Source organism: Mycobacterium sp. E2699 (assembly GCF_001666745.1).
Classification (GTDB): domain Bacteria; phylum Actinomycetota; class Actinomycetes; order Mycobacteriales; family Mycobacteriaceae; genus Mycobacterium.
In genome coordinates this window covers 1-18,303 of sequence record NZ_LZJH01000080.1, presented here as the reverse complement: position 1 = coordinate 18,303, position 18,303 = coordinate 1, and the positions used below count along the sequence as shown (strand labels likewise).

Below are 18,303 nucleotides of genomic sequence, written 5' to 3'. Positions count from 1 at the left end.
GAGGTGAGGAGTCGGCGATGAGCGACGCCGCAGACACCACAATGGGGTCGCGCGCGGGGTCGATGTTCGGGCACTATCGGCTACACCGACTGCTTGGCCCCGGCGGGTTCGGCGAGGTGTATGAGGCCGAAGACACCGTGCTGCATCGCCTGGTGGCGCTGAAACTGATCGCCGCCCGCTACTCGCACGATCCGGTGTTTCGCGAGCGGCTGTTTCGTGAGGCCCAGCACGCGGCGCGGTTACATGATCCGCACGTGGTCCCCATCCACGGCTGCGGAGAGATCGACGGGCAGCTCTATATCGACATGCGCCTGATCAAGGGCATCAACTTGCAGGCCCTGCTGGCCCGCGAGGGGCCGCTCGACCCGCCTCGTGCGGTGGCCATCGTGCGTCAGATCGCGTCGGCGCTGGATGCAGCTCATGCCGATCAGGTGACGCACCGCGACGTCAAACCCGGCAACATCCTCGTCAACCGGGACGACTTCGCCTGCCTGGTGGATTTCGGGTTGGCCAACGCGGCGGGTGAGGCGAAGTTGACCAGCACCGGCACCACCATCGGCACGTTCGCCTACATGGCCCCAGAGCGGTTCGGCAACGCTGAAGTGACCGCCCGGTCCGACATCTACGCACTGGCGTGTGTGCTCTATGAATGCCTGACCGGCTCGCAGCCCTACGCGCCGGGTGATCTGCCCGCCTTGATCACCGCGCACCTCACGGCCCCCATCCCGCGTCCGAGCCAGTGTCGACCAGACATCCCCGCCGCGTTCGACGAAGTGATCGCGCGGGGCATGGCCAAAGACCCCACGCAGCGCTACGCGAGCGCCGGGGAACTCGCCCTCGCCGCCCAACACGCCCTGGGCAACCCCGACCGAGACGACGACGACACTATCCTCATCGGTAGCGGCGCCAGCCCGGCATCCGAGACCATTGCGGCGCCAACACCGTTGGCGCCCGCCGACACCCTCGTCGTCACACCACTGGCCGCAGCACAGACAGCGGAGGTCCCCTCGACCGACACGCCGACGCGGCCGACTGCGCCGAACCTGGTGCCATCAGCAAAGCCGGAGCGGCCTCAACGCCCCAGTCCCGCAAAGAGATTCAGCGGCAAGCGGCGGCTGGCGGTCGCGGTGGGTGCCGTCGCGCTGACCGCCGCCGCCATCGTCGGCATAGTGATCATGGTCGGGCAGAGGTCGGCGCCCCCGGCGACGCCGCCCCCGGCGCCGCCGCCGCCGGCCGCCGAGCCGTCCCAGGCGGTGCTGCTCGCCGGTGTCGAGGATCCCCGGGGTGTCGCGGTGGACAGTGGCGGCACCGTCTACGTCGCCGAAAGCGGCAACGACAAGGTGCTGACGCTGCCCCCAGGATCCACCACCCCGACGGTGCTGCGGTTCACCGGCCAGCGCGACACCCTGGGGATCGCCGTGGACGGCCGGGGCACGGTCTACTTGACGGACTCGATCGACAACGAGGTGGCGGCGCTACCCGCCGGATCGACGATCCCCACGGTCCTGCCGTTCACCGGCCTCGACTATCCGTCCGGGGTCGCGGTGGACGGCAACGGCACCGTCTACGTCGCCGACACGGGAAACCACCGGGTGCTGGCGCTGGCCGCGGGATCGACGACCCAGCGAACGCTGCCGTTCACCGACCGGCCTGACGCGTGCGGGGTGGCGGTGGACGGCAAGGGCGCCGTCTACGTCACTGACACGCGCAACAACCAGGTGCTGATGCTGCCCCCGGGCTCCAACACTCCGACGGTGCTGCCGTTCACGGGGCTCGGCTATCCATCCGGTGTCGCGGTGGACAGCAGCGGCGCAGTCTACGTCGTCGACTCGAACAACCACCGGGTGCTGAAGCTGCCCGCCGGATCCACCACCCCGACGGTGCTGCCGTTCGCCGGCCTCAAAAGCCCCTGGAGTGTGGCACTGGACGGCAAGGGGGCCATCTATGTCACCGACTCGCAGAACAACCGGGTGGTGAAGCTGCCGGCGTCCTGATCGCGTTGAGTTCCCCGACATCCATGCGCCAGAACGCAATTCGGCCAGCAATCGGGTTCGCGACGATCCGACCGGGCCTGGTCGATGACGTTCGCGGCGGCATCGACGATAGGCGATCACCCGCATGGGGCCGTGGCGGCGAGCGCGGCGCAGCGGGCGCTGCAGGTCCCCGCCGGCAGCGGCCGGGTCAGAAGAACTGGCCGGCGATGAACCCCGCGAGCAGCACGGCGAACCCCCCGATTTCGCCGCCGATGAGCAAGGCCATCGCGATCGCGATTCCCCGGTTGGGCCGCTCGAATTGGTTGACGGTGTCGCGCCGCGCCCCGTGGCCGATGTAGCTGAGGATGGCGCCGACGAAAAGAAGACGACGACGCCCGCCGCGGTGAGGTTGACCCACGCCGGCCAGGCGCTGAGTTCGACGAAGGCCGCCAGCAGCAGCGTCGCGAACGAGTAGAGCAGCGCCGCGCGGTGCGCGATGTCGACGTACGGGTGCGCACGGTGATCCTCGGCGGCCATGATCTGGCGGTACTTCCACACACCGAGCACCAGCGCGAGCAGGAAGATCAGGCCGGCCGCCAACAGGGTGATCCTGGTGTCCGGGCCGAGGGTGTGGGTCATCGTCTGACGAGTTTAGTTTCCCTTAATAAACCCGGACTACCGTCGGGGTCATGCGATTCGCGTTCAAAACCTCACCCCAGAACACCACTTGGGCCGACATGCTCGCCGTCTGGCAGGCCGCCGACGACATCGACGTCTTCGAGTCCGGGTGGACCTTCGACCACTTCTATCCGATCTTCTCCGACAGCAGCGGACCCTGCCTCGAAGGCTGGACGACGCTGACCGCGCTGGCCCAGGCCACCCAGCGGTTGCGGCTGGGCACCCTGGTCACCGGCATTCACTACCGCCACCCGGCCGTGCTGGCGAATATGGCCGCGGCGCTGGACATCATCTCGAACGGACGCCTCGAACTCGGCATCGGTGCGGGCTGGAACGAGGAGGAGTCGGGCGCCTATGGCATCGAGCTGGGTTCCATCAGGGAACGCTTCGACCGATTCGAGGAAGCCTGCCAGGTGCTGATCAGCCTGCTGAGCGAGGAGACCACGGACTTCGCCGGCAAGTACTACCAACTCAAAGGCGCCCGCAACGAGCCCAAGGGCGTGCAGCGCCCGCACCCGCCGATCTGCATCGGCGGCAGCGGCGAGAAGCGCACCCTCCCGATCACCGCGCGCTACGCCCAGCACTGGAACTTCGCCGGCGGCCCGCCCGAATTGTTCGCACAGAAGCGCGACGTGCTGGCCGCGCGGTGTGCGGACATCGGTCGGGACCCCAAGGAGATCACCATGTCGGCTCATCTGCGCCTCGAGCCGGACCTGGACTACGGGAAGGTGATGGCCGATGCCGCCGCCCTGGGCGCCGAGGGACTGGACCTCGGCATCGTCTACCTCCCCCCGCCGCACGACCCCGCCGTCCTGGAACCGTTGGCGGAGGCGATCCGGGATTCGGGGTTGTGGGACGGCTGATCCCGAGCAAACTCCGCCGGAATCGTGAGGTGGCGCCTACACCCCGAACAGCATCAGCTCTTCGGCGGTGATCAGTCGTTCTTGCTTAGCGGGGAATTCGCGGCTCTTCACCGGGTGACGTAACCACGACCAGGCGATTCGCCCCATCCGCGACCGAGGTACCGGGTTGACATTCACAGTGACCACTCCTGCGATCGGTCCGTTCTGGCGGGACTCCCCCGTGACTACTCTGTGACAGAGCCCACAACGAACCATTAGACAACAACCGCCTGGCAAACGTGGGCAGAAACGCCGAATTGAATTCTTCTGTTTCTGGTGTGACTGATGTGACTAAGTAAGGGGCGTCGCGGTCGGCTTGATGGGCGCCGGCAAGGCCGTCGAACCCATCAGGAACCGGTCCACGCCCGCCGCGGCGGCCCGGCCCTCAGCTATCGCCCAAACGATCAATGACTGGCCACGACCCATGTCACCGGCAACGAAAACGCCGGGCACCGAGGTGTCGAAGTCGGCGCCGCGCGCGACGTTGCCGCGATCGGTGAGCTTGACGTCGAGGTCGGTGAGGAGCCCCGGCTTCTCCGGACCGACGAACCCCATCGCCAGCAACACCAGATCGGCCTCGAGTTCGAAGTCGGAACCCTCGACTTTGACGAACTTGCCGTCCTGCATCGTCACCTCGTGGGCCTTCAGCCCGGTCACGTGGCCGTCCTTGCCGACGAACTCCTCGGTGTTCACCGAGAACACCCGCTCGCCGCCCTCTTCGTGCGCCGACGAGACCCGGTACATCAGCGGGTAGGTCGGCCACGGGGTCGATTCCGCGCGCGCGTCCGGCGGGCGCGGCATGATCTCGAACTGGTGCACCGCGATGGCGCCCTGCCGGTGCACGGTGCCCAGGCAGTCCGCCCCGGTGTCACCGCCGCCGATGATGACGACTCGTTTGCCCTTGGCGGTGATCGGCGGCTGGCCGTCCTCGTCCAAGACGTCATCGCCCTCCTGCACGCGGTTGCCCCACGGCAGGAACTCCATCGCCTGGTGGATCCCGTCGAGCTCGCGACCGGGAATCGGCAGATCGCGCCAGGCGGTGGCTCCCCCGGCGAGCACCACGGCGTCGAAGTCGGCGCGCAGCTGTTCGGCGGTGACGTCGACGCCGACGTTGACGTTCGGCCGGAACTCCGTGCCCTCGGCGCGCATCTGGTCCAGCCGCCGGTCCAGGACCCGCTTCTCCATTTTGAATTCCGGGATGCCGTAGCGCAGCAGGCCGCCGATGCGGTCGTCGCGCTCGAAGACGGTCACGGTGTGGCCCGCGCGCGTCAGCTGCTGGGCGGCGGCCAGCCCGGCGGGCCCCGAACCGACCACGGCGACCGTCTTTCCGGTCCGCTGATCGGGCGGGAGCGGCACCACAAAGCCTTCCTCGAAGGCCCGGTCGATGATCTCCAGCTCGATCTGCTTGATCGTCACCGGATCCTGGTTGATGCCCAACACGCACGCCGGCTCGCACGGCGCCGGGCACAGCCGGCCGGTGAAGTCCGGGAAGTTGTTGGTGGCGTGCAGCCGTTCGATCGCGTCGCGCCAGCGGCCCCGGCGCACCAGGTCGTTCCACTCCGGGATCAGGTTGCCCAGCGGACAGCCGTTGTGGCAGAACGGAATACCACAGTCCATGCAGCGGGTCGCCTGCTCGCGCAGGGTCTCTTCGCCGAAGTCCTCATAGACCTCGTGCCAGTCCTTCAGCCGCAGCGGGACAGGGCGGCGCTGCGGCAGTTCCCGATGCGTGTATTTCAGGAAGCCGGTCGGATCAGCCATGCGCGGCCGCCATGATCGCTTTGTCGACATCGACGCCGTCGCGCTCCGCCTCGGCGATGGCCTGCAGCACGCGCTTGTAGTCCCGCGGCATCACCTTGACGAAGTGGCGGCACTGGCCGGGCCAGTCGGCCAGGATCCGCTGCCCGACAGCCGAATCGGTGGCGTCGATGTGCGCCTGGATGGTGGCGTGCAGGTATTCGGCATCGTCCTCGTCCGGTGTCTCGAGCTCGACCATTTCGGCGTTGAGGTTCTGCGGCAGCTCACCGTCCGGGTCGTACACGTAGGCCACGCCGCCGGACATGCCGGCGGCGAAGTTGCGCCCGGTGCGGCCGAGGATGACGACCTTGCCGCCGGTCATGTATTCGCAGCCGTGGTCCCCGACGCCCTCGACCACGGCATGCGCGCCGGAGTTTCGCACCGCGAACCGTTCGCCGACCACGCCGCGCAAGTAGACCTCCCCGCTGGTGGCGCCGAACAGGATCACGTTGCCGCCGATGATGTTGTCCTCGGCGACGTAGTCCTGCGGCGCGTTGTCCGACGGCCGCACGACGATCCGCCCGCCGGACAGCCCCTTGCCGACGTAGTCGTTGGCGTCGCCGTAGACACGCAGCGTGATCCCCCTCGGCACGAAGGCGCCGAAGCTGTTGCCGGCGGATCCGTCGAAGGTGATGTCGATGGTGCCGTCCGGCAGCCCTTGGCCGCCATAGGCTTTCGTGAGCTCGTGACCGAGCATGGTGCCCACCGTTCGGTTCACGTTGCCGATCGTGGTGGAGAAGCGGACCGGCTTACCCGAGTCCAGGGCCTCGCGGCTCATCACGATCAACTGCTGATCGAGGGCCTTGTCCAGGCCGTGATCCTGGCGCGAGCTGCAGTACAGGTCCTGGTTCATGAACGCCGACTCGGGCTCGTGCAGCACCGGCGCGAGGTCCAGCTTGTGGGCCTTCCAGTGCGCCCGGGCCAGCGTGGTGTCCAGCGACCCGACCTGCCCGACGGCCTCGTTGAAGGTCCGGAAGCCCAACTGCGCCATGTATTCCCGCACCTCTTCGGCGATGAACATGAAGAAGTTCTCGACAAATTCGGGCTTGCCGGTGAACCGCTCCCGCAGCACCGGGTTCTGGGTGGCGACGCCGACCGGGCAGGTGTCCAGGTGGCACACCCGCATCATGATGCAGCCCGCCACCACCAGCGGGGCGGTGGCGAAGCCGAACTCCTCGGCGCCGAGCAGCGCGGCGATCATCACGTCGCGTCCGGTCTTGAGCTGCCCGTCCACCTGGACCACGATCCGGTCGCGTAATCCGTTGAGCAGCAACGTCTGCTGCGTCTCGGCCAGCCCCAGCTCCCACGGAGCACCCGCGTGCTTCTGCGAGGTCAGCGGTGTCGCCCCGGTGCCGCCGTCGTGTCCCGAGATGAGCACCACGTCGGCGTGCGCCTTGGAAACCCCGGCCGCGACCGTGCCCACCCCGTTCTCGGACACCAGCTTGACGTGCACGCGCGCCGCCGGGTTGGCGTTCTTCAGGTCGTGGATCAGCTGCGCCAGGTCCTCGATGGAGTAGATGTCGTGGTGCGGCGGCGGCGAGATCAGCCCGACGCCGGGCGTGGAGTGCCGCACCTCGGCCACCCACGGGTACACCTTGTGGCCCGGAAGCTGGCCGCCCTCACCGGGTTTGGCGCCCTGGGCCATCTTGATCTGGATGTCGGAGCAGTTGGTCAGGTAGTGCGAGGTGACGCCGAACCGGGCCGAGGCGACCTGCTTGATCGCGCTGCGGCGCCAGTCGCCGTTGCGGTCGCGTTCGAATCGCTTGACGTCCTCGCCGCCCTCGCCGCTGTTGGACCGGCCGCCCAGGCGGTTCATCGCGATGGCCAAGGTCTCGTGCGCCTCCGCCGAGATCGAGCCGTAGCTCATCGCGCCCGTGGAGAAGCGCTTGACGATCTCGCTCGCCTGCTCCACCTCGTCCAGCGGAACGGGGGGACGGACGTCGCCGCGGAACTTCAGCAGCCCGCGCAGCGACGCCAGCCGCTCACTCTGGTCGTCGACCAGGCGGGTGTATTCCTTGAAGATCTTGTACTGCCCGGTGCGGGTCGCGTGCTGCAGCTTGAACACGGTCTCCGGGTTGAACAAGTGGTACTCGCCCTCGCGCCGCCACTGGTATTCGCCGCCCACCTCGAGTTCGCGGTGGGCGCGCTCGTCGGGCCGGTCCAGGTAGGCCAGCCTGTGGCGGGTCGCGACGTCGGCGGCGATGTCCTCGAGCGTGATGCCGCCGGTCGGGCAGCTCAGCCCGGTGAAGTACTCGTCGAGCACGTCCTCGGAAATCCCGACCGCCTGGAACAGCTGCGCGCCGGTGTAGGAGGCCAGCGTCGAAATGCCCATCTTGGACATGACTTTCAGCACGCCCTTGCCGGCGGCCTTGACGTAGTTGTTCAGGGCCTTGCTGCGGTCTTGCGCGCTGGAGAAGCCGTCGAAGGCGCCGCGATCGAGCATGTCTTCGATCGACTCGAACGCCAGGTACGGGTTGATGGCCGCCGCGCCGAAACCGATCAGCGCCGCCATGTGGTGCACCTCGCGGGCGTCGCCGGTCTCGACCACCAGGCCGACGTGGGTGCGGGTCCGGTCGCGCACCAGGTGGTGGTGCACCGCCGACACCGCCAGCAGCGACGGGATCGGGGCCAGCCGCTCGTCGGACTCGCGGTCGGACAGGATGATGACCCGGGCGCCGTCGGCGATCGCCGCCGACGCCTGTGCGCGCACGTCCTCGAGCGCCGCGGCCAGGCCGGAGCCGCCCTCGGCGACGGGGTACAGGCAGCGAATCACCTTGGACCGCATGCCGTGTGGGCGCCCGTTGACCTCGTCGTCGGGGTTGAGGTTGATCAGCTTGGCCAGCTCGTAGTTCCGCAGGATCGGCTGTTGCAGCACGATCTGGTGACAGGAGTGCTCGTCCGGGTTGAGCAGGTCGCGCTCGCCGCCGGTGGTGCCCTGCAGGCTGGTGACCACCTCCTCGCGGATGGCGTCCAGCGGCGGGTTGGTCACCTGGGCGAACAGCTGCTGGAAGTAGTCGTAGAGCATCCGCGGGCGCTGCGACAGCACGGCCACCGGGGTGTCGGTGCCCATCGAGCCGATCGGCTCGGCGCCGGAGCGGACCATCGGCGCCACCAACAGGTTGAGTTCCTCGTAGGTGTAGCCGAAAGTCAACTGCCGCTTGACGAGTCGCTCGTGGGGCATCCGGACGTACTTGCCCGCCGGCAAATCGTCCAGCGGAACCAGGCCCTTGTCGAGCCATTCCTGATACGGGTGCTCGGCGGCGAGTTCGGCCTTGATCTCCTCGTCGGAGACGATGCGGCCCTGGGCCGTGTCCACCAGGAACATGCGGCCGGGCTGCAGCCGCATCCGGCGCACCACCCTGGCCGGGTCCAGGTCGAGCACGCCGGCCTCGGAAGCCATCACCACCAGGCCGTCGTCGGTGACCCAGATCCGCGAGGGGCGCAGGCCATTTCGGTCCAGCACGGCGCCGATGACGGTGCCGTCGGTGAACGTCATCGACGCCGGGCCGTCCCACGGCTCCATCAACGAGGCGTGGTACTGGTAGAACGCCCGCCGCGCGGGGTCCATCGACTCGTGGCGCTCCCAGGCCTCGGGGATCATCATCAGCACCGCGTGCGCCAGGCTGCGGCCGCCGAGGTGGAGCAGTTCGAGCGCCTCGTCGAAGCGCGCGGTGTCGGAGGCGCCCGGGGTGCAGATCGGGAACAGCTTCTCGACGTCGTCGCCGAAGAGGTCGGTCTTGATCAGCGCCTCGCGGGCCCGCATCCAGTTCTCGTTGCCGTTGACGGTGTTGATCTCGCCGTTGTGGGCGATGCGCCGGAACGGGTGTGCGAGCGGCCAGGACGGGAAGGTGTTCGTGGAGAAGCGGGAGTGCACGATGCCCAGCGCACTGGTCAGCCGATCGTCTTGCAGGTCAAGGTAGAACGCCTTGAGCTGCGGAGTGGTCAGCATGCCCTTGTAGATAAAAGTCTGGCCGGAAAGGCTTGGGAAATATACGGTTTCACGACCGGGACCGTCCTGGCCGGGGCCCTTCGTGCCCAGCTCGTGCTCGGCGCGCTTGCGGACCACGTACGCGCGGCGCTCCAGCGCCATCCCCGAGGCGCCGGTCATGAACACCTGCCGGAAGGTGGGCATCGCGTCGCGCGACAACGCGCCCAGCGACGAGTCGTCGGTGGGCACGTTGCGCCAGCCGATGACCTGCAGGCCCTCGGACTCGGCGATCTTTTCCACCGCGGCGCACGCGGCCGCGGCGTCCCTGGAGGACTGCGGCAGGAACGCGATGCCGGTGGCGTAGCTGCCCGGCGGGGGCAGCTCGAATTCCACGACCTCGCGCAGGAAAGCGTCCGGGACCTGAATCAGGATGCCGGCGCCGTCACCGCTGCGCGGCTCGGCGCCCTGGGCACCGCGGTGTTCGAGGTTGAGCAGCGCCGTGATCGCCTTGTCGACGATGTCTCGGCTGCGACGGCCGTGCATATCGACGACCATGGCTACCCCGCACGAATCGTGCTCGAACGCGGGGTTGTACAACCCAACGCGCTTGGGCGTCATATGCACCTGACCCTTCAACCAGAACGTTCTTCGCTGCCGTTACGAGCGGCTCCGACGGGGCCGCAACCGGGAGCCCCTTCGGCGTCTTGCCGATCGGCTGTGCCCCAGGTGGAGACGAACCGTCAAGGATTCGTCCGTGCAGCGCTGAACGGTGGCCTGGAACCGGCTTCGACAAGTCGTAAAACGATATGACAATACCCGCCTGACATGCCAACTTCGTTAAGTCTAACCGCCCGCTGGCAGCGGCGTAAATTCGCTGCAGCGAACGATCGGCGACGTCGCCGACATGGACGTTTTCGGTTGATATGTTCCCGACCCCAGCGTCGATCCTACCGAACCGCTCGGCATATCCGCCAATGACGCGAGTTTGCTGTGATCACGCACACGCCCGTCGCCCCCGGTGCCGGAGCCGGCCACGCCGCGTGCTCAGCGGACGACGGGGCGAGTCGCGTCCCGGCCGCCGGCTGCCCCGGCGAAGTTTGCACGTCACGGCGTGACCGATACTGGTCCGGTACTGGTCCGGCACGCGAGGAGCCCATGAACGAGCGCGACGAATTCCTGCGCGACCGTCTGCGGCCCGACCAGCACGCCCCGCCCGCGGCGGCCGCCCGGCCTGCCCGACCGGGGTTGGCGACGCATCGTGCGCCTGGCCACCTTCGGTCTGATCAGGCCCGGTCCCTCCGCCGCCCAGCGTCAGGAGGCTCAGTACGAATCGGAGATCCGAATCCCGCTTCATGGCCACTACAAGGTCGGCGTGCTGGGCAAGGGCGGCGTCGGGAAGACGTCGGTGGCCGCCAGCGTCGGATCGCTTTTCGCCGAACTGCGTCCGCAGGACCACGTCGTGGCGATCGACGCCGACACCGCGTTCGGCCGGTTGGGCTACCGGATCGACCCACGGTCGAGCAGCTCGTTCTGGGGGTTGACCTCCGACAAGAATCTGGAGTCGTACGCCGACGTGGTCGGGCGCCTCGGCCGCAATGCCGCCGGCCTGCACGTGCTCGGCGGCGAACCGGCATCCGGCCCCCGGCGAGTCCTCGATCCCGCGGTCTACCGGGAGGCCGCGCGCCGGCTGGACCGCCACTTCACGATCTCGGTCATCGACTGCGGCTCCACGATGGATTCGCCGGTGACCCAGGAGGTGTTGCGCGACCTGGACGCGCTGGTCGTGGTGACCTCGCCGTGGGCCGACGGGGCCAACGCCGCCGCCAGGACCATCGAATGGCTGTCACAACAACGGCTGACAACGCTGCTGCGCCACACCATCGTGGTGCTCAACGACTCGGACGGCCACGCCGACAAGCGCACCCGGGAGCTGCTGGCCCGCGAGTTCGTCGAGCACGGGCAGCCGGTGATCGAAGTCCCCTACGATCCCCACCTGCGGCCCGGCGGCGTGATCGACGTGGACGGCGAGATGGCCCCGGCGACGCGGCGCAAGTTTCTCCAGATCACTGCGACGATCGCGAGTCATTTCGCGGCGCGGCCGGAACGTCCGGCACCGCGTTAGGGCCGCTCGGCACCCCACCGCGCCAACGGGTCGGCGACGGCCTCGATCTTGGTCACGAGGCCACCGCGGACCGTCAGCACGATCGCGGCGAAGAGCCGGCGGTCGGCGAAGGCCAGCACCGCCGGTCCCCCGGCGGGACCGCTGACCAGGGTCACTTCCGGGCCCAGATAGCGCATCAGGTTGCCGGCCACCGCATCCGGCCCGTGGTTGATCTGTGGCGGCGGCGCCGGGTCGGCCAGAACCGTGCCCACGCCCCAGACCGCCGGGTCCAGGACCGCGGTCAGCCCGGCGATGTCGCCGTTGGCGCAGGCGGTGATGAACTTGTCGGTGACCAGCTGGTGCTCGGACGGGGCGATGTCGTTCAATTTCGGTTGCCCCGCAGTGAATTTCGTCCGGGCCCTCCGCGCCAGCTGGCGGCAGGTGCCGGCGGGGCGTCCGACAGTCTCGGCGATGGTGTCGAACGGCACCCCGAACACGTCGTGCAGCACGAACGCGACGCGCTCAGCGGGGCTGAGCCGGCGCAGGACCTCCAGCAACGCGGTACGGACCTCGTCGTCCAGCGTGACACGGTCGGCGGGGTCAGAGCGGGGCGTCGCCGACGGTTCGTCGACCTCGCCCGGCCGCTCGTAGCGGGCGCGCGCCGAACGCACCTGATCGAGGCAGAGCCGGCTCGCCACCACCGTCAGCCAGCCGCGAACGTCGTCGATCTCGTTCGGTTCGGTCCGCGACAGCCGCAGAAAGGCCTCTTGCGCAACGTCTTCGGCGTCGCCGACGTCGCCGAGCATCTGATAGGCGAGGTTGACCAGATAGGGGCGGTGCAGGCGCCAGGCCTCGGCGACCTGGTCGCGGGGCGACGGTGACTGGTTCATGTTCCTTCGACGATGTGGGGCCGCAAAAAGTTACGCGTTGCGGTTGTAACTTTCCCGGCTCCGGCGCCGTCGTATGCGCAGTCAGGAAAACTCACGGAAGGACCCACCCCCATGACAATCGTCGTAACCGGAGCGACCGGCAACGTCGGGCGCCCGCTCGTCGCCGAACTGCTCGCCGCGGGCGCCCGGGTGCGCGCCGTCACCCGCAGGCCCGACGCCGCCGGGTTCCCGGAAGAGGTCGAGGTGGTCGGCTCGGCGGCCGACGCCCTGCCGGGCGCCTCTGCCGTGTTCCTCAATTCGCGGGCCCTGGGCGAGCGGCTGGCCGACGTGGTCGCCGCCTGCGGGGACGCCGGCGTGACGAAGCTGGTTGCGTTGTCGGCGATCAACGCCGACGACGACTTCTCGCGGCAGCCCTCGCGCTTCCGCGGCGATCGCAACAGGGAGGCCGAGCAGCTCGCCGTGGATTCCGGCCTGGCCTGGGTGAGCCTGCGGCCCTCGGTCTTCGCGACCAACTTCGCCGGCATGTGGGGCGCGCAACTCCGCGCCGGCGACGCGGTGGGCGGACCCTACGCCGCGGCATCGTCGGCGCCGATCGTGGAAAGCGACATCTCGGCCGTCGCGGCGCGCGCGCTGCTCACCGATGACCTTGTGGGGCAACGCATCCCGATGACCGGTCCGCAGGCGTTCACCAACTCGGAGCTGCTCGGGGTCATCGGCGAGGTTCTCGGCCGCCCGCTGCAATATTTCGAAGCGCCGGCGGAAATGGTGCGGCAACGGTTCATCGGTCTGGGGTTGGGCGCCGAGTTCGCCGACGCGTACATCGCCATGCAGGCCGAGGCGCTCGACAAACCCGCGCTGGTCACGCACGACGTGGAGAAGATCCTGGGGCGCCCGGCGACCCCGTTCGCGCAGTGGGTGTCGGAGCACCGCGACCTGTTCGCAAAGTCCCAGACGAAGGAGAGCTGACATGTCCGATCCACGCCCGCCGCGCTACCTCAAGCCGATGAACAAAGTGATGAAGGCCGTCCAGCGGCTCGGGATTCCGACCGGGCCGGCCATGGTGCTGACGGTGCCCGGCCGCAAGTCCGGCCGCCCGCGCAGCACGCCGATGACGCCGTTCGAGTTTCGCGGTGGCCTCTACGTCGTCGCGGGCTACCCGGGCGCCGACTGGGCGGCGAATGCCCGCGCCGCCGGCACCGGCACGTTGAGCCGGGGCCGACGGTCACGCACCGTCAAGATCGTCGAACTGGACCCCGAGGAGGCGCGGCCGGTGCTGCGTGCGTTTCCCGCCGAGGTCCCGGTGGGCGTCGCGTTCGCGAAGCGCTCGGGGATGGTGCGCGACGGCACCGCCGAGGAATTCGAGGCTTTGGCCGGCCGGCTCGCCGTGTTCCGATTCGAGCCGGCGTAGCGGCAATTCGGTCGCACCGGTCGACACGTGACTGGACGCCGCGAACTACCAGACGATGGCGGCCATGTCGCGGTTGTCCGAACACACGCTGCGCACCGCGGCCTCGATGTCGGCGGCGGTGATGATCTGCAGGTCCTCGACGGTCACGGGTTGACCCGAGCGCTTCTGGGCGACCACCCGCGTGTCGCGGAACCCCTCGGCGCGCTCGATGACGTTGCGGGCGAACCGGCCGTTCTGCATGGCGTCGATGCCGTGCTGCCCACCCGGCGTGGTGTAGTTGCGGATGGTGGTCGCCGCGTCCAGAAACGCCTCCCGGGCGCCGTCGTCGAGCAGGCTGGCCCGCGGTGCGGCGTACCGGTGCCCGATCTCGACGATCTCGGCCGGCGAATAGGATTCGAAACGCAGCTTGCGGTTGAACCGGCCCGCCAAACCCGGGTTCACCGTGAGGAATTCGTCCACCTGTTCCTCGTAACCGGCCCCGATGAAGCAGAAGTCGAACCGGTGGGTTTCCAGGGCGACCAGCAGCTGGTTCACCGCCTCCATGCCGATCATGTCCGGCGTGCCGTCCTGGTGGCGTTCGATCAGCGAATAGAACTCGTCCATGAAAATGATTCGGCCCAGCGACTTTTCGATCAGCGCGTTTGTCTTCGGCCCGGATTCGCCGATGTAGTGGCCGCAGAAATCCGACCGCCGCACCTCCCGGATCTCCGGATGCCGCACGATCCCCATGCCCGCATAGATCTTGCCCAGCGCCTCGGCGGTGGTCGTCTTTCCGGTGCCGGGCGGTCCCACCAGCAGCATGTGATTGGTCTGGCCCTCGACCGGCAGCCCGTGCTCGAGGCGCATCATGCGCACCTCGAGCTGGTCTTCCAGCGCCGACACCGCCTGCTTGACCGCCGCCAGGCCCACCTGCTTGGCCAGCAGGCGTCGCCCCTCGGCCAGGAGCTCGGCGCGCCGGCCGGCCGCGTCGTCGTCCTCCAGCTGCTCACGGCTCTTTGCGGTCGATGCGTCCCACTTGTCGGTGCGGCTGGCGATGGTCTGTTCGTCTGTCACGACCAACTGCAGGTTCGGGTCCCCGAGCGCGGCTTTGGCGGCGTCGGTCAGCACCCCGTTGATCGCGGCCTTCGACAGCCAGATCTGGGCACGGTCCTCCTCGTGCAGCTGGCGGTGCACCATCCCCCGCACATACGCCAAATCGGCGACGAGCAGCGGGATGTCGGCCGGACCGATCGAGGCCGTCAGCACCTCGGCACCGAACCGGCCCGACGATGTGTTCTGGCCGATCACGTCGACGCGGTCCAGCCAGTCCAGTGCCACCCGGCCCTGCCCGAGATGCGCGGCGGCATGCGCGGCCAGCGCGCAGATCGACGCGGTGACCGCGGACATGACGATCGCTTGCGGCGGCAGCTCCTCCGCGGCCGTCAACAACAGGTCCGGCCAGCGCTGCGTGGCGTACATCAGGAATGCCCGGGCCAACTGGTGCCACTGGTAGTTGCCCCACGAGTCAAGCAGCTCGCGATTGGCCAAAAGCCGGTCGGCGTCGGCATATTCACCGGCGATCGTCAGCGCCGACGACAGCGCCAGACCCACCTGGGATGCGTCGGTGACCGTGATGCCGATGTAGGGGCCCAGCTGCATCTCGGCGGCCAGTGCCCGGCCGATCCGCGTGGTTTCACGATGCAGCCACTCGCGGTGATGGTTGAGCCGCTTCAGGGAGGCCAGGTCGTTGTCGCCGCAGGCGATGCGGCCCAGCCAGGCGTCGGCCATCGACGGATCGGCCTCGGTGGCGGCAATGAACTCAGGCAACGCCGCGACGCGCCCCTGCCGCTCCATGGTTGCCATGGCGCGGTCGAAATGCCTACGCGCCGTGAGCAAATCCCCCATCGTCTGCACCATCCTCGACGCTACGTGGCGAATGACATCGCGACAGACTCCAGGTTGACATATCGGTTCTCCGCCCGGAACAGGTCCATGTCGACCAGCCAACTTTCGCCCGCCGCAGTGACTTTCACCGTCGCACCGCTGACCTGCTGGACGGCCACCTCGAAGGCATGTCCGTGTCCGTCCGGAAGCGGCGTGCCGGCCGGCGCGATCGTCATCACGGTGGCGGGCCGCGGCGCGGGCGAGATCGCGACGTCGCCGCCCTGTTGGACGGCGTGTTCGACCACGCTCACGGTAGTGCGCGGCACCGGCCGGGAGGAGTTGACGACGCTGACCAACGGCATCCGCACGCTGGCCCAGCGCTTCAGGTCGCGGGTGTGCACGCTGACCCGCTCGCCCGCGCCGGCGGTGCGAATCACGATCCGCTTGGCTATCGCGTCGTCGGCGGCGACGAAGACCCGTGACAGCTCGCCTGCATCGGTAACCGGGATCATCAGTCGGTCGCCGTTGCCGAGCTTGCCCACCAACACCCCCGACGGCCCGATCTCGACGATCAGGCTGTGCGGCAACGGACTTCGATGCAAGCCACGCAGTAGGGGCCGGGGCCCGCACATGTTGGCGGCGGTCGCGGCGGCCTGCTCGCCGTTGAGGCGGCGCAGGACCACGCTCGGCGGGCTGGGCGCCTGCGTGGGTGTGCGCACGGTGACCGTTGCGGTGCAGGTCCCGTCCGGGTGGACGGTGACGTTCTGGACGACCTCGTCGACGCGCAGCGTCCAGGCCTGGGCGAGCACGTGAGAGTTGATCGCCTCCGCCGGATAGGCGTACGTCGTCATCCAGCCGGCCTCGCCGCGGATGGCCTTCCACTTTTGCATCGTGCCCGACACCGCGTCCCAGCCGAGGCGGCGATCGAGCTCCATCAGGTCCGTGGCGGTGGCCACCTTCGCGCGCAGCCCCTGGCAGCGCAGCTGCCCGGCCACCCGCTGGGCGGCCGAGATCGCCGTTGCGCCAAGGGTTGTCCGCCAGCGCAGCGCGCGGGTGTTCTCGATCACCGGCAGCCGCAGGATCAGCCAGGTTTCGCGGCGGCCCGCGTACGGCGGGGTGCCGATCTCGGCGTCGTACACCCGCGGGTAGTCGCCGACGCCGCCGCACCGCGACCCGAACGAGACGACGCTGATCGAGTCGAGTTCCAAGCCCAGCGGGTGCTGCAGCATCGGCACCAGTTCGACGATGTCGATGACGTTCTCGGTCTCGACGCTCACCGAGCCGGTCACCGTGGTGGGGCGGTGCGCCCGGCCGAGCAGCTGCACCGCCACCACGGCGGCCCCATCTTGGACGCGCACCCCGCCGCCAGATCGGTTGCTGGCCACGGTGATCGGGTCGCTCCAGCTGATCGGCCGCCGGCCCCGCAGCGCCAAAACGGCCCACGACCAGGCCGGCTGGCCCCGCCACCGCACGAACACCACGGCGATGCCCGCGACGACGGCCACCGCAGCGCCGACGTAGCCGCCCACCGCCCAGCCCGCCAGCGCGAGCAGGAACACCACCAAGATCCCGACGACCCGCCGATTGCTGCGCGGGCTGAACCCGGTCAGCCCCGATCTCATCGCGCCCTCCGGAGCCGCGCGCCCGTCGCCACCACCAGCACACCGGCGATCACGGCACCCAGGAACCCGAGGGCGATGTTGCGCGCCCGGTGATCTGGCGGCGGCGGCGGTGCCGGTGGCGTGATCACCCGGCTTTGCGCCCCGGGGGGCATCCGGTCGCCGGGCGGGATGTTGAACGTCAGCGCGGCGACCGGGTCGACCAGGCCATAGCCCACCTTGTTATCGACGCCGGCCGGTGGGTTGTGCGCCGACTGCACGATCCGGTTGATGACCTGATGTGCCGTCAGCTGAGGGTATTTCGCCCGAACCAACGCCGCGACTCCGCTGACGTACGCGGCCGAAAAGCTGGTTCCCCAGAACGGCATGTTCTTCTCACCGGGCCGCGACGGCGGGTAGGCGTTCACCGGCCCCCCGCCCTGCGGCGACAGTCCCATGATGTGCGTTGCCGGCCCGGCCACGGCAACCCAGGGACCCGACATGCTCTTGTCGATCGGCGCACCGCCGGCGTCGACGCCGCCCACGGACAAGACGTAATCGGAAAACCACGACGGCGACGAGATGACCTTGACCTGGTGCCAGTCGCGCGGATCCGACGGGTCCAGGGGGTCATACATCGGGTTGTTGTCGCAACCACCCTCCCCGTCGTTGCCGGCCGCGGCGACGACCACGGCGTCCTTGACGGTCGCCGCGTACCACAGCGCCGCGCCCAGCGCGCGCTGGTCGGTAGAGGACGCGGCCGGCAGGCAGGAGGTCACCGAGATGTTGATCACCTTCGCGCCCATGTTCGCCGCGTGAACGACGGCCCGCGCCAGCGTATTCAGCGTGCCGGCCTTGACCTTCTCGTCCGAGTTCGGGTCGGCCGGCGGCGGGTTGACCGGCTCAAAGGCCCGGGAGGACTGCCGTATCGAAATGATGGTGGCGTGCGGCGCCACGCCCACCACCCCGTCGGGGGCCCCGGGCGGGGGCGGCGGCACCGCGGGTTCGTCCTCGGTCTGCGGATCCGGCGGCCCGTTCGAGGGAGCCATCGCGCCGGCTTCCGGCGCCGGGGGCGGTGGCGGCGGAGGCGCAGGAGGAACCAGGGTGATCGTCACCGGAGGTGGTGGCGGCGGGGTGCGCCGGTGTCGTCAAGTACGCGCTGACCGGG

10 protein-coding genes and 2 pseudogenes are annotated in these 18,303 nt (G+C 69.0%); 5 read left to right on the top strand and 7 right to left on the bottom strand.

Going from position 1 to position 18,303, the window contains the following annotated elements; all coding sequences use genetic code 11:
• Positions 1-17 precede the first annotated feature (17 nt).
• A complete protein-coding gene (locus tag A5696_RS13675) occupies positions 18-1,994 on the top strand; it encodes a serine/threonine-protein kinase PknD (RefSeq protein ID WP_067879400.1) in 1,977 nt (658 codons plus the stop codon).
• Between the two features lie 187 nt (positions 1,995-2,181).
• On the opposite strand, the pseudogene A5696_RS13670 reads toward A5696_RS13675, so the two are convergent.
• A pseudogene (locus A5696_RS13670) lies at positions 2,182-2,540 on the bottom strand (hypothetical protein).
• 122 nt (positions 2,541-2,662) lie between these two features.
• Between A5696_RS13670 and A5696_RS13665 the strand changes: the two are divergent.
• Positions 2,663-3,514 carry an LLM class F420-dependent oxidoreductase gene (locus A5696_RS13665; RefSeq protein ID WP_067879396.1) on the top strand — a complete coding sequence of 284 codons (852 nt, stop codon included), beginning with the start codon at positions 2,663-2,665 and terminating at the stop codon, positions 3,512-3,514.
• Positions 3,515-3,844: 330 nt separating this feature from the next.
• Here A5696_RS13665 and A5696_RS13660 read toward each other — a convergent pair whose 3' ends face one another.
• Together A5696_RS13660 and gltB are read right to left on the bottom strand one after the other, a co-directional pair.
• A complete protein-coding gene (locus A5696_RS13660) occupies positions 3,845-5,311 on the bottom strand; it encodes a glutamate synthase subunit beta (protein ID WP_067879394.1) in 1,467 nt (488 codons plus the stop codon).
• Positions 5,304-9,893, bottom strand: a complete 4,590-nt coding sequence (gene gltB / locus A5696_RS13655; RefSeq protein ID WP_067879391.1) for a glutamate synthase large subunit — start codon at positions 9,891-9,893, stop codon at positions 5,304-5,306. Before gltB ends, A5696_RS13660 begins: the two co-directional genes overlap by 8 nt.
• Before the next feature lie 613 nt (positions 9,894-10,506).
• Between gltB and A5696_RS13650 the strand changes: the two genes are divergently transcribed.
• Complete coding sequence (locus A5696_RS13650; RefSeq protein ID WP_067879387.1) at positions 10,507-11,397, top strand: MinD/ParA family protein; 891 nt, start codon at positions 10,507-10,509, stop codon at positions 11,395-11,397.
• On the opposite strand, the gene sigI is transcribed toward A5696_RS13650, so the two are convergent.
• Positions 11,394-12,266, bottom strand: coding sequence for an RNA polymerase sigma factor SigI (gene sigI / locus A5696_RS13645; RefSeq protein WP_067879384.1), 873 nt, complete (start codon positions 12,264-12,266; stop codon positions 11,394-11,396). The genes A5696_RS13650 and sigI overlap by 4 nt on opposite strands.
• Positions 12,267-12,377: 111 nt before the next feature.
• On the opposite strand from sigI, the gene A5696_RS13640 reads away from it, so the two are divergent.
• Together A5696_RS13640 and A5696_RS13635 are read left to right on the top strand one after the other, a co-directional pair.
• Positions 12,378-13,232: an NAD(P)H-binding protein gene (locus A5696_RS13640; RefSeq protein WP_067879381.1), complete on the top strand. Its 855-nt coding sequence runs from the start codon at positions 12,378-12,380 to the stop codon at positions 13,230-13,232.
• Between the two features lies 1 nt (position 13,233).
• On the top strand, positions 13,234-13,674 hold the full coding sequence (locus A5696_RS13635; protein ID WP_067879378.1) for a nitroreductase family deazaflavin-dependent oxidoreductase: 441 nt from the start codon (positions 13,234-13,236) through the stop codon (positions 13,672-13,674).
• Positions 13,675-13,719: 45 nt separating this feature from the next.
• On the opposite strand, the gene eccA is transcribed toward A5696_RS13635, so the two are convergent.
• From eccA to mycP, 3 genes and pseudogenes are all read right to left on the bottom strand, one after another.
• Positions 13,720-15,570: a type VII secretion AAA-ATPase EccA gene (gene eccA, locus A5696_RS13630; protein WP_156738380.1), complete on the bottom strand. Its 1,851-nt coding sequence runs from the start codon at positions 15,568-15,570 to the stop codon at positions 13,720-13,722.
• An 8-nt stretch (positions 15,571-15,578) separates the two neighbouring features.
• Positions 15,579-17,159 (bottom strand): type VII secretion protein EccE, encoded by a 1,581-nt coding sequence (gene eccE, locus A5696_RS13625; protein WP_067879375.1) that lies wholly within the window; start codon positions 17,157-17,159, stop codon positions 15,579-15,581.
• Positions 17,156-18,265, bottom strand: a pseudogene (gene mycP, locus A5696_RS13620) (type VII secretion-associated serine protease mycosin); the annotation flags it as partial. The gene eccE and the pseudogene mycP, both read right to left, overlap by 4 nt.
• Between the last annotated feature and the right edge of the window lie 38 nt (positions 18,266-18,303).